At 38.5% G+C, this 13,986-nt stretch carries 16 protein-coding genes and 1 other annotated feature; of the genes, 6 read left to right on the top strand and 10 right to left on the bottom strand.

The window, feature by feature from the left end; genetic code table 11:
* Window positions 1-38: 38 nt before the first annotated feature.
* From ACNJYY_RS15850 to ACNJYY_RS15875, 6 genes are all read right to left on the bottom strand, one after another.
* Window positions 39-251: a hypothetical protein gene (locus tag ACNJYY_RS15850; protein ID WP_416729237.1), complete on the bottom strand. Its 213-nt coding sequence runs from the start codon at window positions 249-251 to the stop codon at window positions 39-41.
* Window positions 212-526, bottom strand: coding sequence for a hypothetical protein (locus tag ACNJYY_RS15855; RefSeq protein WP_416729238.1), 315 nt, complete (start codon window positions 524-526; stop codon window positions 212-214). The genes ACNJYY_RS15850 and ACNJYY_RS15855 overlap by 40 nt, the downstream gene beginning before the upstream one ends.
* Before the next feature lie 82 nt (window positions 527-608).
* Window positions 609-761: a hypothetical protein gene (locus ACNJYY_RS15860; RefSeq protein WP_416729239.1), complete on the bottom strand. Its 153-nt coding sequence runs from the start codon at window positions 759-761 to the stop codon at window positions 609-611.
* 89 nt (window positions 762-850) lie between these two features.
* Window positions 851-1,615, bottom strand: coding sequence for a Rha family transcriptional regulator (locus ACNJYY_RS15865; RefSeq protein WP_416729240.1), 765 nt, complete (start codon window positions 1,613-1,615; stop codon window positions 851-853).
* A 52-nt stretch (window positions 1,616-1,667) separates the two neighbouring features.
* Window positions 1,668-1,940, bottom strand: coding sequence for a hypothetical protein (locus ACNJYY_RS15870; protein ID WP_416729241.1), 273 nt, complete (start codon window positions 1,938-1,940; stop codon window positions 1,668-1,670).
* Window positions 1,931-2,170, bottom strand: a complete 240-nt coding sequence (locus tag ACNJYY_RS15875) for an XRE family transcriptional regulator (RefSeq protein WP_416729242.1) — start codon at window positions 2,168-2,170, stop codon at window positions 1,931-1,933. The genes ACNJYY_RS15870 and ACNJYY_RS15875 overlap by 10 nt, the downstream gene beginning before the upstream one ends.
* 203 nt (window positions 2,171-2,373) lie before the next feature.
* Between ACNJYY_RS15875 and ACNJYY_RS15880 the strand changes: the two genes are divergently transcribed.
* From ACNJYY_RS15880 to ACNJYY_RS15895, 4 genes are read left to right on the top strand one after another with little or no spacing between them, the layout of a single operon-like run.
* Complete coding sequence (locus ACNJYY_RS15880; protein ID WP_416729243.1) at window positions 2,374-2,814, top strand: helix-turn-helix domain-containing protein; 441 nt, start codon at window positions 2,374-2,376, stop codon at window positions 2,812-2,814.
* An 11-nt stretch (window positions 2,815-2,825) separates the two neighbouring features.
* Complete coding sequence (locus ACNJYY_RS15885; RefSeq protein ID WP_416729244.1) at window positions 2,826-3,248, top strand: ImmA/IrrE family metallo-endopeptidase; 423 nt, start codon at window positions 2,826-2,828, stop codon at window positions 3,246-3,248.
* A gap of 51 nt (window positions 3,249-3,299) precedes the next feature.
* Window positions 3,300-3,491 (top strand): hypothetical protein, encoded by a 192-nt coding sequence (locus ACNJYY_RS15890; RefSeq protein ID WP_416729245.1) that lies wholly within the window; start codon window positions 3,300-3,302, stop codon window positions 3,489-3,491.
* A gap of 47 nt (window positions 3,492-3,538) precedes the next feature.
* Window positions 3,539-4,684, top strand: coding sequence for a tyrosine-type recombinase/integrase (locus ACNJYY_RS15895; RefSeq protein WP_416729246.1), 1,146 nt, complete (start codon window positions 3,539-3,541; stop codon window positions 4,682-4,684).
* Between the two features lie 148 nt (window positions 4,685-4,832).
* Here the strand turns inward: ACNJYY_RS15895 and ACNJYY_RS15900 are convergent, their stop codons facing one another.
* The 3 genes from ACNJYY_RS15900 to tyrS all read right to left on the bottom strand — a co-directional run bounded on the left by ACNJYY_RS15900 (window position 4,833) and on the right by tyrS (window position 8,136).
* Entirely contained in the window at window positions 4,833-5,762 is a 930-nt protein-coding gene (locus tag ACNJYY_RS15900; protein ID WP_416729247.1) for a methyl-accepting chemotaxis protein, read from the bottom strand.
* Window positions 5,763-5,910: 148 nt separating this feature from the next.
* Entirely contained in the window at window positions 5,911-6,813 is a 903-nt protein-coding gene (locus tag ACNJYY_RS15905; RefSeq protein WP_416729248.1) for an aldo/keto reductase, read from the bottom strand.
* A gap of 63 nt (window positions 6,814-6,876) precedes the next feature.
* The gene (tyrS, locus tag ACNJYY_RS15910) at window positions 6,877-8,136 is read right to left on the bottom strand and encodes a tyrosine--tRNA ligase (RefSeq protein WP_416729249.1); all 1,260 of its coding nucleotides are present in this window, start codon (window positions 8,134-8,136) and stop codon (window positions 6,877-6,879) included.
* A gap of 70 nt (window positions 8,137-8,206) precedes the next feature.
* Window positions 8,207-8,429: a binding site (T-box leader), on the bottom strand.
* Between the two features lie 124 nt (window positions 8,430-8,553).
* Here tyrS and ACNJYY_RS15915 point away from each other — a divergent pair.
* A complete protein-coding gene (locus tag ACNJYY_RS15915) occupies window positions 8,554-11,421 on the top strand; it encodes a transglycosylase domain-containing protein (RefSeq protein ID WP_416729250.1) in 2,868 nt (955 codons plus the stop codon).
* 28 nt (window positions 11,422-11,449) lie between these two features.
* Here the strand turns inward: ACNJYY_RS15915 and acsA are convergent, their stop codons facing one another.
* Window positions 11,450-13,165 carry an acetate--CoA ligase gene (acsA, locus tag ACNJYY_RS15920; RefSeq protein ID WP_416729251.1) on the bottom strand — a complete coding sequence of 572 codons (1,716 nt, stop codon included), beginning with the start codon at window positions 13,163-13,165 and terminating at the stop codon, window positions 11,450-11,452.
* Window positions 13,166-13,325: 160 nt separating this feature from the next.
* Between acsA and ACNJYY_RS15925 the strand changes: the two genes are divergently transcribed.
* Window positions 13,326-13,958, top strand: a complete 633-nt coding sequence (locus tag ACNJYY_RS15925; protein ID WP_416729252.1) for a GNAT family N-acetyltransferase — start codon at window positions 13,326-13,328, stop codon at window positions 13,956-13,958.
* The last annotated feature ends 28 nt before the right edge of the window (window positions 13,959-13,986 follow it).

Below are 13,986 nucleotides of genomic sequence, written 5' to 3' on the forward strand. Positions count from 1 at the left end.
AAAGGTAATCTCCCCATGAGATTTCAAAGAAGTCTCCATTAAGGCAAGCTAATCCTTTTCTCTTCACAAGGTTCATCCTTTCGGTAGATGATCATAATCGATTCATCTGAACAGTCGTAAGTATTAAGACCAGTTATTTTGATATCAACTACTTCAACCTCAGCATTCTCAGATAGCCATTTGTTAACTTCGTTTTCTGAGTATAGAATCTTTATTTGAATGCATCCTGCAACTTCAGCATGTTCTCCCACTTAAACTCACCTCCCTTCAAGCGAGGTCCATTTATCTTCTGATGTCTTTTAAAAGCATGTTCAACCCACAAAACCAAATCATCTAAGCCACTTTCTTTAAGAGCAACGATTATGTACTTGAAGCTCATGCCGTCATGCTCTTTATCGTTGTAAACATTTTGATGTGCGATTTCGAACATCTTTAATTCATAACCGTTAAGGTTTTTCTTGTACTCTTCCATCGCTCCAACCACAAGGCTCCAATCACACATAAGCAAATGAAGCGGAAATTTCATTTTCCTGATACTCCCCAGGTTACGCCTAAACCAATTCCGAATAATAAAACAGTAACTAGTTGAAGATAAGAAACGGCATCCATTACAAGCACTCCTTTCTTACCAAAAGTTCAGCATTGGTAAGTTTTGTATCCATAAGAGGATGATCTACCCTCTCAAACCCTAACTTTTCACGAGCGTCATTAATGCTGATTTTGCGAGTTTTTACTTCTTGGAATAACTCATCTTTTTTCATGCTTGTCCTTCCCATCTTTAAAATAATGAGCAGCATAATTGATGAAGACCTTCAGCTGCTCGAATGTTTGGATTTCGTTGAAAGCTACTTTAAGCTGATTCATGTTCTTCACGTTCAATCATTGGAAGGATACCTTCATTCTTCAGCAAGTCATAAAGGAACAGCCTGCCTTTTTGAGTCCATTTGGTGTTGATAGTTGATTTATCTGCATCAATTACATGAGTGGTGGTTTGTGTGTAACCCTTATCTTGATACTTTGAGTAGAGTAACCAGATATCTCCCTGTTTGAACTGAACACCTAATTCGTGAAGTTTTTTATTAAGTGTTTTTGCACTCATCCCGTAATCCTTAGCAATTTTTGAAACAGTCAATAAGGATTTGTTTTGAAGAACCAGGTCATAGTAAGAAGCTTTAGGCTTCAATTCGTTCACCTGCTGGTTAAGTACTAAGTTGTCAGTGGTTAGAGCTTTGAGTTGTTTTTGTTCCTCAATCCACTTCTCTGCTCTCTTCACTGGATCGTCAATCATATAAGACGGCGCATAAAGACTTTGGAGTTCTTGTTTCATTCGGTTGAACTCATTGATGTATTTTTCTTTGAATTCCATTGCTACTTTTCCGGTGTAGCCCATAGCAAGTAATGTGAAACCGTCTTGTGTGATGAAGTACTTTGGCAATTCTTTTCCTTGAACCGATTTGTAAGTGGAGAGCCCAAAATTGGACTGTCTAAAATCTTGACTACAACCTAGCTCATTAATATCTCTTAAAACATGTTTGTGTTCTTTTCCAAATGCTTCAGCAATAGTAATGCTGTCAGTTACAATTTTCTTGTTTTCGATGAACACTAATTGGTTCATAACCAACCTCCTTAAATTCTTGAAATGAATAGGCGTCTGTCCACGCGTTTTATTACCATTCGTCCATGATCTCTTTCATCACGTCTAAGCTCTTTTCATAAAACCAATAACGCTTACCTTTTTCTTTGCGTCTTTCAAGCAATCTCATTCGAGGGTCATGCAAGAACTCGTTCTCCAGAAACGATTTGCTCATGCATGTTCTTTTGGCCATTTGATCAAGATCCCAAGTAAAGAAAACTTGATCTATTACCTCATCAACTTTTTTGTTAATGTGATTTCGAATTTCTTTGTGATCTACATTCACTTGAATATCAGCTATTGGCAAAGGGGTTCACCTCCTTTCAAATTAAGATTGTTTTCATCTTTTTCAAACAGGTATTCAATATTGCAATCAGGAAAGAAATGTTTTTTAATTTTTTCGGCTTCATCAAAGTAAAAGCGAAATTTACCGTTGACTTTATCATTGACTGTTGCGTATCGAACATTAAGGTACTTAGAAATATCAACCATTGTTATCCCTTCTCGTGCCATTTCCGCTTTTAAATTTCTATACATTTTCTGCTCACCTCCTAACTAAAACGCAATTGCGTTCATTTGTAATTCCAAATATAAACGCAGTTTCGTTCATTGTCAACTTAATTTCATAAAAAAAAACGTAATTTCGTTCTAAAATCTATTTACATACTCAAATGCGTATTGTAAGATGAGTTAAAGAACGATTTTTCGTATAAATTGTAGATAAAGGGAGAATTGAAGCAGTGGATAAAAGAACTGAGATTTTAGAAGGTCTGATTAGTGATACTGGATTGAGCAAAAAAGCTTTCGCGGAAAAAATTGGACTACCTCCCACAACACTTAGATCTATACTTGATAGAGGAATTGGGAACGCGTCAGTCGATAACGTAATAAAAATTTGCAGGGGTCTCGGGATTACAACGGACCAATTACAAACAATGGCAAACGGTGAACAATTTGAACCTCAGCTAACAGCTAAGGACGAAAAAGATATTCAAAAAGAACTTCAAAAAATGATTGAGGGTCTAGAATCAAATAGTGGGTATGCTGCTTTTGATGGTCAATCGTTTGAAGATTTAGATGAGGAAGATCGCGATCTATTAAAGAATTCACTTGAACAATCACTACGACTTGCGAAAAAATTAGCTAAACAAAAATTCACACCTAAAAAATACCGCGACTAGGAGTTATACAAATGGATCTGATTACTTCGAAGGTTAGTAAACTAATCAAAAAGCATCAAACAAATTGTCCATTTAAAATTGCTAAGAATCTAGGAATTGTGGTTTTGCATGAGGAACTCGGTAACTTTTTAGGTTATTACAATAAAACATTCAGGATTCCTTTTATACATATCAATGAAAAGGCTGACGATAAACTTCAGAGTTTCATTTGCGCTCATGAATTAGGTCATGCTTTATTGCATCCTGATGCAAACACACCATTTCTAACTAAACACACCTTTTTTTCCACAGAAAGTTATGAAAAAGAGGCAAATCTTTTTGCTGTTAAACTATTGTTTTCGGAGGATTATCTTCTAGACACAATATTAATTTCAGAGGCTATTCAAGAATTTGGAGTTCCCAGAAATGTAATAATGTCATTTATAAAACTTTAATTTTTTTTACTTAAAAACAGAACGTATATTCGTAATTAAAGGGGAGTAAAAATGTTAATTCGATTAGAAGAGTTTACAAAGAAACAATTAGAAAATCCTTTGACAAAATCAATCAAGATACCTGTAATTGAAAAATTCTACACTTTTGATAACAAACTTATTGGCGAAACTGTTGATGGAATAAAGTTTATTATTCAAGACTTCAACTTGGAGACAATTAAAGGAGGTGATGAAAGTAAGTAAATCACTCCCCTGTTTAGGCGTCTGTCCACGCACAAAGGGAGAGATCAATGAAACTAACAAAATCCAAAAAAGATAATGATCTTTATTACTATCTTAATAACAAAAAAGAAAAGTTCTGGTGTTATCGCTATCGATACTATGATGCACTGGGTAAGCGTAAAGAAAAGTCGAAGCAGGGATTTAAAACCGAAAAGGATGCCCTTAAGGCATTATTAGAAGTAAAAGCTAATGTATTAAACGGAGAAGTAAAACGGGTAGAGCACTCTAATCTTACAATCTCTGAGTGGCTAGACATATGGTTTGAAACCCATGTGAATGACTGGAAGATTTCATCAAGATTGCAACGCGAAAATGCTATAAAATATCAGATGAAACCATTGCTTGGTAAATACAAATTAGCTGAACTTGATAAAACCACTTACAAAAGAGTTTATGTGAATGAGCTCTTGAAGAAGTATGAACCAAGCACAGTTCAGTTATTCCATCGTCTTTTTAAAGTCGCTGTCAATGCAGCTGTAGACAGCGAGATAATACCCAGGAATAGATTCAATAAAATTTCAATTATAAACGAAAAAACAACAGACAATTTTTTCACAGCAGAAGAATTGAAAAAATTCCTGGTTGCCAGCAAGGAATTAGAAAACCATACTAACTATACTCTTATTCTAACATTAGCTTATACAGGTGTACGCAAAGGTGAAGCCCTAGGATTGAAATGGGAGAATATTGATTTCGAAAAGAAAACAATCACAATTGAACGTACTAGAGATAATAAAGGTGCGAGATCTCCTAAAACTAAAAATAGCTATCGCTCCATACTAATTGACGACACTCTAACCAATCAACTTATTATATATCGAAACTGGTGCAGAGAAACAATGCTTGCTTTTGGGAAGAGACTTAATTTAGATGACTACATTTTTATTTCTTATCAGACAGGTACTCCTATAACAGACGGAACAGTAAAGTATGCATTTGACAGGATAATAGAAAAGTCTAATTTAAAACGGGTTTCACCTCATGGATTAAGACATACTCATGCTACTTTATTAATTTCTCAAAGAATACCTGTTAAGGTGATAGCCGATCGTTTAGGTAACACTCCACAAATGATATTGGATATCTATGGACACTCATTTAAAGATCTTGAAGAGGAATCTGTACAAGCGTTCGATCAGGCACTAAACATGTAACTGGGGGAACTTTTGGGGGAGGTTTTGAAATAGAGCCTCTCAAACCCCATGAATACTAGGGTTTTTTTGTCGTTTGAATTCTACTCTCGTTAATCTGAGTAAAGAAACCCCTGACACCTTTTTAAAGGCATTAGGGGTTTTTCTTATTCTATAAAAGTTCTTTAAACCTACTTGCTTGTGACTCTAATTGTCGAGCAGAATTTTCAATACCTAAGAACTCTTGCATCGCTTGTTCAATCAATTTCTTGTTATTCGTTATTCCTTCTTGTGATCGTTGAGTCACGTCATTGATCTTATTTATCTCACCTGTGATTCCTGAGATATGTGCATTCACTTCTTGAATAGAATCTTGCACGCGATTAGCGAGCTTTCTGACTTCAACCGCTACAACATTAAATCCTCTTCCATGATCACCAGCTCTTGCAGCTTCTATCGCTGCGTTTAAAGCTAACAAATTCGTTTGTGCTGCAATCTCACGTATCGTCTTAACGATATCCTCAATAGAAGTAGCTTGCTTTTTCAAAGATTCGAGAATCAATAAATTTTGTTGAGACTCAGATACAAGTTTTTCAGTAGATACAGAGATCTCATTACTTTTCTTTAATCCTTCTTCTGCGCGTGTAAGCAACTCTAGAGACATTTGTTGAAGGTTAGATGCAACTGTGATTGTATTATTTTCTCTATTCGTAATATCTGTAGCGATTTTCACCACAGCTGTCACTTTATGATTTTCGTCTAGGACTGGTGTATACGTGGCTTCTAGCCAGATAATTCGCTTTGACTTTGTAACACGTTTAATCTTTTCTTGAAAAGTTTTACCATCTCTTAAGCTTTTCCAAAACCGATCATATTCTCCACTTCTCAAGAAATCTTCTGTGCAAAATTGTTTATGGATCAATGATGGCATCTCATCAACATGGTATTCCATCGTTGTGGCAAAATTTTCATTAGCCCATAACACTTTTCCATGTGGGTCAAATTGAATCATGGCTACAGATCGATCGATCGCTGCTAGTACAGCACTTTCATTCAGTACTTGCGAGCTTATTGTAGAGCTGTTATTGCTTAATGTAATCATTGTTGCATCTCCATCTTCAAGTATTTATTTCTAATATTATACTACTAAGGAACTAATTACTAATGAAATGGTCTATGGATATAATAAAAAATCCACACAGCATGCTGCATGGATTTTTGCTTGTTTTTGAATGATATTCAAGGAGGAATCAGTCTACTTCTTTCCCCATACTTTCTTGTAAAATATAGAACCATTGCTCGCGTGTTAATGGTAAGTTTGCTGCATTTACAGCGGCTTCAATACGATTCATTTTTCCGCTTCCTACGATCGGCATAATCTGTGAAGGATGCTTTAACAGCCACGCGTAAGCGACTTCATCAATGGAAGCGGCTTCTGTTTCACTAGCCACTTTTTCTAATGCCTTTTTCACGCGTACCGCTTTATCATCATCACCTTTAAACAATCTTCCACCAGCAAGAGGAGACCACGCCATCGGTCTTACTTTTTCTTTTTGAAGGTGGTTGATCGTACCATCAAAGAACGGTTGTTCATGAAGAACAGATAACTCGATCTGGTTCGTTACAAGTGGGCCATTGTACTCATTCTGCAGCATTTCCATTTGCTTAGGCGTAAAATTAGAAACTCCAAAATGCTTAACTTTTCCTTCTCTTCTTAAGATGTGAAATGCCTCAGCTGTTTCAGCTGGGTCCATAAAAGGATCTGGGCGATGAATCAACAATACATCTACATGATCTGTATTCATTTTTTGCAATGAATTTTCTGCAGATGCGATAATATGTTCTTTACTCGTATCATAAGATTTTATCGTATGATTGGGACGATTTTCAGATATGAGTTTGATGCCACACTTCGTCACGATCTGAATTTCTTGTCTCAATGATGGTTTGAGAGCAAGAGCTTGTCCAAACAGCTCTTCACACATGTAGTTTCCATAAATATCAGCATGATCAAACGTTGTAATTCCCGCTTCAATACATCGTTCCATAAGTGAAAGAAGCTCTTCAGGTGAGAGATTCCATTCTGTTAAACGCCAATGACCATGAACAATCTGTGAAAATTGAAGGTCTTCTGCTAATTGAATTTTCTTCAAAACAAACACACCCCTTAATAAAGTTTGCGAGGAACCCCGTTTCAACAGGGTTCCTGCTCTTTTTTAGTATCTGATCAACGTGTACTTTTTCTTGCCGCGTCGGATGATGACAAACTTGTTCTCGATACGGTCGTTCTCACCAATCATATAGGCTGTATCTTGAACCTTTTCGCCATTGATTGATACAGCACCATTCGTTACATCTTCTCTGGCCTGTCTTTTAGATGGAGAAATCTTCGCATCTACAAGAAGATCTACAATGTTTACGGCTTCCGTATTAGTTGCGTTGAACGTAGGAACGTCCTTGAACCCTTGTTCGATCTCAGCAGCCGTTAAGTCTGAGAGATTTCCACTAAAAAGTGCTTCTGTAATCTTTACCGCTTGTTTGTAAGCTGCTTCTCCGTGAACAAGAATAGTTACTTCTCTACCTAATGCTTTTTGTGCTTCACGTCTTTCTGGTGCTTCAGCTAATGATCTTTCAAGAACTTCAATTTCTTCTTTAGATAAGAATGTGAAATATTTGAGCCAGTTGATTACATCCGCATCTGCTGCGTTCACCCAGAACTGGTAGAACTCGTATGGAGTCGTTTTTTCTGCATCCAGCCAGATTGTTCCTGATGCTGTTTTACCAAACTTCGTACCATCTGCTTTGGTGATTAGCGGAATCGTTAGTCCGAATGCTTTCTCTTCCTCACCAGAGCGACGGATCAGTTCCATACCTGCTGTAATATTCCCCCACTGGTCACTTCCGCCGATTTGAAGTTTTACGTTTTCTTTTTGGAAAAGATTAAGAAAATCATACGACTGTAAGATCATGTATGAGAACTCAGTAAAAGAGATTCCCGCTTCTAAACGAGAGTCAACGGAATCTTTGGCAAGCATGTAGTTAACTGAGAAATTCTTTCCAACATCACGAAGAAACTCAATCATTGTGAGTTGACTTAACCATTCATAGTTATTCACTGTTCTCGCTGGATTGGTTTCTCTTTCAAAATCAAGTAATCTTGAAAGCTGATTTTTAATCTTGTCTGTCCATTGAACAACAATTTCAGCTTCATTCAATGTTCTTTCTGTCTGTCTGCCACTTGGATCCCCAATCAAACCTGTTCCACCGCCAACTAAAGCAAACGGCTGGTGTCCCGCTTCTTGAAATCGTTTGAGTGTAAGGATCGGTAACAGATTTCCGATGTGAAGACTGTCTGCAGTTGGATCGAATCCGCAATAAAGCTTTACGATTCCCTTTTCAAGTTCTTTTTGTAGCCCCTCTTGATCCGTTACTTGATTAAGAAGACCTCTAAATTCTAAATCTTGTAGAATATTCATTTCTATCTTTCCTTCCGTTGTTTAATGATGATGATGTTTAATGACAATAAAAAAAGTCCCTCTCCAGTTGGAAAGGGACGTGATGACAATCTCGCGGTACCACCCTAATTAAAAGCCAAACTATTGGCTTTTCACTTCATTTCATAACGGTTTTATCCGTTCTCTGCTACTTAATCGTTCACAGAGACAGCTCCAGGAGGTAATTCACAGCATGCCTTTGCACTGGTTCGCATCAACCACCAGCTTTCTGAAACAGGGAGACACCTGCTACTCATTCCTATCTTCGCTTTCAACATATAATAATCTTCATTTATTTTTACCACACTGATGAATTTCATGTCAATCTTCAACTTCAAAAACGGTGTTCTATCATAAATCGACCTTATGTTATAATACACGAGGGGGAGGGATTACCAAATGATGTCTCATTTTGATGAACTGAAACAAAAATGGGAGAAGTTTGTCCACTTTTTGAAGGAAAAAGGAATCATTCAAACAGCACGAATTACATATAACGTCACATGGAACATATTTTTGATCGTAACTGTATTACTTATCCTCGGAGGTGTTTTTGCAGCAGGTGTTGGAGCTGGTTTCTTCGCTTCACTCGTAAAAGACGAACCTGTACGAGCACACACTTCCATGAAAGAAGATATTTATAATTATGAAGAAACGAGTACCGCTTATTTCGCTAACAAAACGTATCTAGGAAAGCTTCAATCTGATCTGGATAGACAAGAGATCAGTTTAAAAGAAGTTTCTCCTTATGTGTTAAAGGCCGTTATATCAACAGAAGATCAATATTTTTATGAACATGAAGGTGTTGTGCCTAAAGCCATCTTCCGCGCCATGTTCCAAGAGTTTTCTGGTGCATCTGTTGTTACAGGTGGTAGTACTCTAACTCAGCAGCTAATAAAAAATCAAATTCTAACGAATGAAGTATCTTTTGATAGAAAAGCTAAAGAAATCTTACTAGCGATGAGACTTGAAAAAGTACTTAAGAAGGATGAGATTCTAGAAGCTTACTTAAACATCGTACCTTACGGAAGAAATTCTTCCGGTCGAAATGTTGCTGGAATACAAGCTGCTGCAGAAGGGGTTTTTGGAGTACCTGCATCCAAACTAAACCTAGCACAATCCGCTTATCTATCTGGACTTCCAAAGAACCCTTTCGTCTATACACCTTTTAATAAAGGTGGAGAGCAAAAGGAAGACATGACTGCTGGAATAAAGCGTATGCAAACTGTTCTTAGCCGCATGTTATCAGCAGGTTCCATTACACAAGCTGAATATGATGAAGCTATGAAATATGATATTAAGAAGAATCTTACAACCAAAAAGCAGTCTTCGTTTGAAAGATATCCATACTTAACAGTTGAAATTCAAAGACGTACAGTAGAATTACTAACAAAATTAAATGCTGAAAAAGATGGAAAGAAACTAGGCGATTTAAGCCCTGAGGAATTCAAAGAGTATGAGGATAATGCACGTACTCAAGTTAGACAAAAGGGAATTAAAATTTTCACAACCATAGATCAAAAAATATACGACGATATGCAACAGGTAGTAAAAAATGATAATTTATTCGGTCCTGCTAATCAATACGTGTATAACAACAAAGGACAAAGAATCAAACTCGATAAGCCAGAGCCTGAAGAAGTCGGTGCAACTCTGATAGAAAATAAGACAGGAAAGATCATCAGCTTTGTTGGCGGACGTGATTTTAACCGCGAGCAAACCAACCATGCGATGAGAGCTCCTCGTCAAAACGGATCAACAATGAAACCATTGCTTGCTTATTCCTACGCTTTAGAAACAGGTAAAGTTCAACCAGGCTCAATCGTTCCTGATACACCGATTGCATTAGGAACATGGAAGCCAAATAACTATGATATGGATTTTGATGGTCTCGTTTCGGTTCGACATTCATTAAAAAAATCGAGAAATATACCAGCTATTAAATCTTATCAGCGTGTCGATCATATGAAAGCAACCGAGAAGCTGATGCAGATGGGTGTAACCAGCCTTACAAAGGGTGATCGCACCCAAAATGCAATGGCGCTAGGTGCCTTAGATGTGGGAATCACAGTCGAAGAGAACGTTAATGCATTCTCTACCTTTGCAAACGGAGGAAACTTTGTTGATGCATACATGATTGAGCGTATAGAGTCTAATGATGGTGAAGTCATCTACCAACATAAGAGTGAAGCAAAACCTGTTTATAGTGCACAAACATCTTATCTATTAATTGACATGATGAGAGATGTTCTGTCTTCAGGAACAGCTTCTGGTGTTCCTCGCAAACTAGCTTTCCAATCGGATTGGGCTGGTAAGACAGGAACTACAAATGCTGATAAAGACTCTTGGTTTGTAGCATCCAATCCTAACGTTACGTTTGGTGTTTGGATCGGTTATGATACCCCAGCTGACCTAGCAGGTAACACGGGACAAAGAAATCAGACGATCTGGGCACAACTCATAAATGCTGCTTATAAACATTCACCACAACTCGTGGATCCTGACAAGCAATTTGCAATGCCTTCAGGAATTGTTCGTCGTGAGATCTGTGGTATATCAGGTAAGCTGCCTTCTGATCTATGCCGAAGTGCTGGACTCGTTACGACTGATCTGTTTAATGCGAAGTTCACACCTAACGAAGTGGACGACACGCTCACAAAAGGTCGTTATGTGCTTGTAGGTGATGCGAAGTATAAGGCTCTTCCGTCTACACCACAAGAGTTCACGAAAGACGGTGTTCTAATTAAGGAGGAATTCCTGCGCGAACTTGGATTAGAAGCACTAAACAAATTAACGAATACAACGAATCTATTAAACAACATTGTTCCTGAAAAAGAGTTAAAAGAGAACGGCAAAGTTCCTGCCGCTGTTGCAGGCGCAAAAATGTCAGATGGCGTGCTCTCATGGGCATCACATGGAGAGAATGATGTAATTGGTTACCGCATCTATCACTCTTCAGACGGTACATCATTTAAGAAGATCGGCTCTGTAACTGCTGATAAGACTTCTGCAAAAGTACCTGCTGGAGTCGTTTATGTTACAGCAGTGGATATTGCAGGTAAGGAATCTCCTGCACAAACAAAAGTTCAAGTCGGCGAAAAGAAACCACCAGCTGAACCACCTACTCCACCAACAGATGGAGACGGAGGTAAGCCTGATGAACCACAAGATCCACCGCCGCCACCAACTGAACCGGCAGATCCTGGCACAGGCGATCCGCCTCCTGCCACAACACAAAACAATAATAAGAAAAAACCCTCGAATTGATAATTCGGGGGTTTTCTTTGTTATTAAATCAGTCTTCCATTGTAGAGAGATCTCCAGTTGGCAGATCCAGTTCCCAAGCTTTAAGAACACGACGCATAATCTTACCGCTTCTTGTCTTCGGAAGCTTATCACGGAATTCAATTTCACGCGGTGCTGCATGTGCAGCAAGGCCTGCTTTTACAAAACTACGAATTTCCTCGATTAGTTCATCGCTTGCTTCATAGCCAGAACGAAGGGCGATGAACGCCTTAATAATCTCTCCTCGAACAGGATCGGGTTTGCCTATTACACCTGCTTCTGCTACAGCAGGGTGTTCGACGAGCTTACTTTCTACTTCAAACGGCCCAACTCGTTCCCCGGAAGTCATGATAACATCATCAATTCTCCCTTGGAACCAGAAGTACCCATCTTCGTCCATGTAAGCAGAATCTCCGGAAACATACCAGCCACCTGGTGTGAAGTATGAATCATATTTTTCTGGGTTGTTCCAGATCGCACGCATCATGGACGGCCATCCCTTTTTGATGGCGAGGTTGCCCATCCGATACGGAGGTAAGATGTTATCTTGGTCGTCAATAATCGCTGCCTCGATTCCTGGGAACGGTTTACCCATCGATCCAGGTTTAATCTCCATCGCTGGATAGTTACTGATCAGCTGGCCACCTGTTTCCGTCATCCACCAGTTGTCATGTATACGCAAGTTAAACACCTTCATTCCCCATCTAACAACCTCAGGGTTAAGAGGTTCACCTACACTTAAAATATGTCGAAGCGAAGACATATCGAACTTCTTTACCACTTCGTCTCCAGCACCCATCAACATACGAAAAGCGGTTGGAGCGCTGTACCAGACCGTTACACCATATTTTTCAATCGTACCGTACCAATCTTCAGGTGAGAAACGTCCGCCCCGAATGACGCTTGACGTGCCGTTCAACCATGGCCCGAAAATGCCATAAGAAGTTCCTGTCACCCAGCCGGGATCTGCTGTGCACCAGTATACATCCTCTTCTTTTAGGTCGAGTACCCATTTTGAAGTTTGGAAATGCTGAAGCATCGCATTATGAACATGAAGCACTCCTTTTGGTTTCCCGGTCGATCCGGATGTGTAGTGAAGGATTAGTCCGTCTTCTCGATCAACCCATTCAATATCTAAATCTTTCGATGCTTTTTTCATACGATCAAAATAACTTACATACGGTCCCTCTTCTTTAACATCTTCTCCTACCAAAATAACATTCTTCAATTTCGGCAGTTGATCAACTGGGACACGCTCTAAAAGGGCTGGCGTAGTAACTAGCACTTTAGCCTCACTATCTTCAAGTCTATCTTTTACAGCTCCCTCCATGAATGCCTCAAACAATGGACCAACGATTGCTCCAAGCTTGATCGCTCCAAGGAACGTAAAATAAAGTTCAGGTGAACGCGGCATGAAGATGAAGACGCGATCTCCTTTTTCAACACCTATTTGGCGTAACATATTACCTGCTTTGTTAGACATCTCTTTCATGTCTTTAAACGTATACTTCTCATCTCTTTTTTGATCCGAAAAGTAGAGTGCTACTTTGTTTTTTCGATGGGATGCTGCATGACGGTCTATAGCTTCATATGCCATATTGACTCGTCCTGTTTTGTGCCAGGAGAATTCTTTTTCAATGTCTTTCCAATCAAATGCTCCGTATGTAGCCTCATAATCTTGCAGATTAAAATCACCTTTTATAATCGGAAGCGCTTCCAGTTTCATTGCTAAATCTCCCTTCCCTTTTGAATATCTCTTTAATTATATCATATTATCTAAATTTTTTAACTTATTAGAACTATCTATAAAAACGATCATGCAAACCCTTACAACGACAGTTTATGATGTATAATAGAAGTTGGAAACCAACCTAGGTGGTGTAAAAATGAATCATACCAAAACATACAACTGTGTAGCATTAAAGACGAGTCATGGAACCATTACGGTCGAAGGCCCTGTATCAGCGGAAACGTTAGAAGGTCTTTATTTTCATGAAGATTTAAAAGCATTTAGACCAGCAGATGAACAAAAAAAAGCTGTTACTGAGATCGCTAAATTACCCGAAGGCAGAATCATAATCGCAAGAAATAAGGATACCGTTATCGGTTATGTTACATACGTCTATCCAGATCCGTTAGAACGATGGTCTGAAGGAAGCATGGAAAACCTACTAGAATTAGGTGCGATCGAGGTCATACCTGATTATCGCAACTTTAAAGTTGGTAAAACACTATTAAAAGTATCTATGATGGATGATGCCATGGAAGATTATATTATTATCACGACAGAATACTATTGGCACTGGGACTTGAAAGGAACGAAACTATCCGTTTGGGATTACCGAAAAGTCATGGAAAAGATGATGAACGCGGGTGATCTGGAGTATATGGCAACAGATGATCCAGAGATCAGTTCGCATCCCGCCAATTGCTTGATGGTCCGCATCGGAAAAAGAATTGACTTAGATACGATCCAACAGTTTGACCGGCTGCGTTTTAAAAATCGTTTTATGTATTGATCCAATCAGTGACGAGAGAGAAAAACAA

Origin of the sequence: Fictibacillus tiangongensis (genome assembly GCF_048083785.1) — a bacterium.
In the GTDB taxonomy this organism is placed as follows: Bacteria; Bacillota; Bacilli; order Bacillales; family Fictibacillaceae; genus Fictibacillus.

Bases quoted from the DNA above. Each gene is read 5' to 3' on its own strand.
- ACNJYY_RS15855 (WP_416729238.1), bottom strand. From the start codon at position 526: ATGAAATTTCCGCTTCATTTGCTTATGTGTGATTGGAGCCTTGTGGTT.
- ACNJYY_RS15860 (WP_416729239.1), bottom strand. From the start codon at position 761: ATGAAAAAAGATGAGTTATTCCAAGAAGTAAAAACTCGCAAAATCAGC.
- ACNJYY_RS15865 (WP_416729240.1), bottom strand. From the start codon at position 1,615: ATGAACCAATTAGTGTTCATCGAAAACAAGAAAATTGTAACTGACAGC.
- ACNJYY_RS15875 (WP_416729242.1), bottom strand. From the start codon at position 2,170: ATGTATAGAAATTTAAAAGCGGAAATGGCACGAGAAGGGATAACAATG.
- ACNJYY_RS15885 (WP_416729244.1), top strand. From the start codon at position 2,826: ATGGATCTGATTACTTCGAAGGTTAGTAAACTAATCAAAAAGCATCAA.
- ACNJYY_RS15890 (WP_416729245.1), top strand. From the start codon at position 3,300: ATGTTAATTCGATTAGAAGAGTTTACAAAGAAACAATTAGAAAATCCT.
- ACNJYY_RS15895 (WP_416729246.1), top strand. From the start codon at position 3,539: ATGAAACTAACAAAATCCAAAAAAGATAATGATCTTTATTACTATCTT.
- ACNJYY_RS15900 (WP_416729247.1), bottom strand. From the start codon at position 5,762: ATGATTACATTAAGCAATAACAGCTCTACAATAAGCTCGCAAGTACTG.
- tyrS (WP_416729249.1), bottom strand. From the start codon at position 8,136: ATGAATATTCTACAAGATTTAGAATTTAGAGGTCTTCTTAATCAAGTA.
- ACNJYY_RS15915 (WP_416729250.1), top strand. From the start codon at position 8,554: ATGATGTCTCATTTTGATGAACTGAAACAAAAATGGGAGAAGTTTGTC.
- acsA (WP_416729251.1), bottom strand. From the start codon at position 13,165: ATGAAACTGGAAGCGCTTCCGATTATAAAAGGTGATTTTAATCTGCAA.
- ACNJYY_RS15925 (WP_416729252.1), top strand. From the start codon at position 13,326: ATGAATCATACCAAAACATACAACTGTGTAGCATTAAAGACGAGTCAT.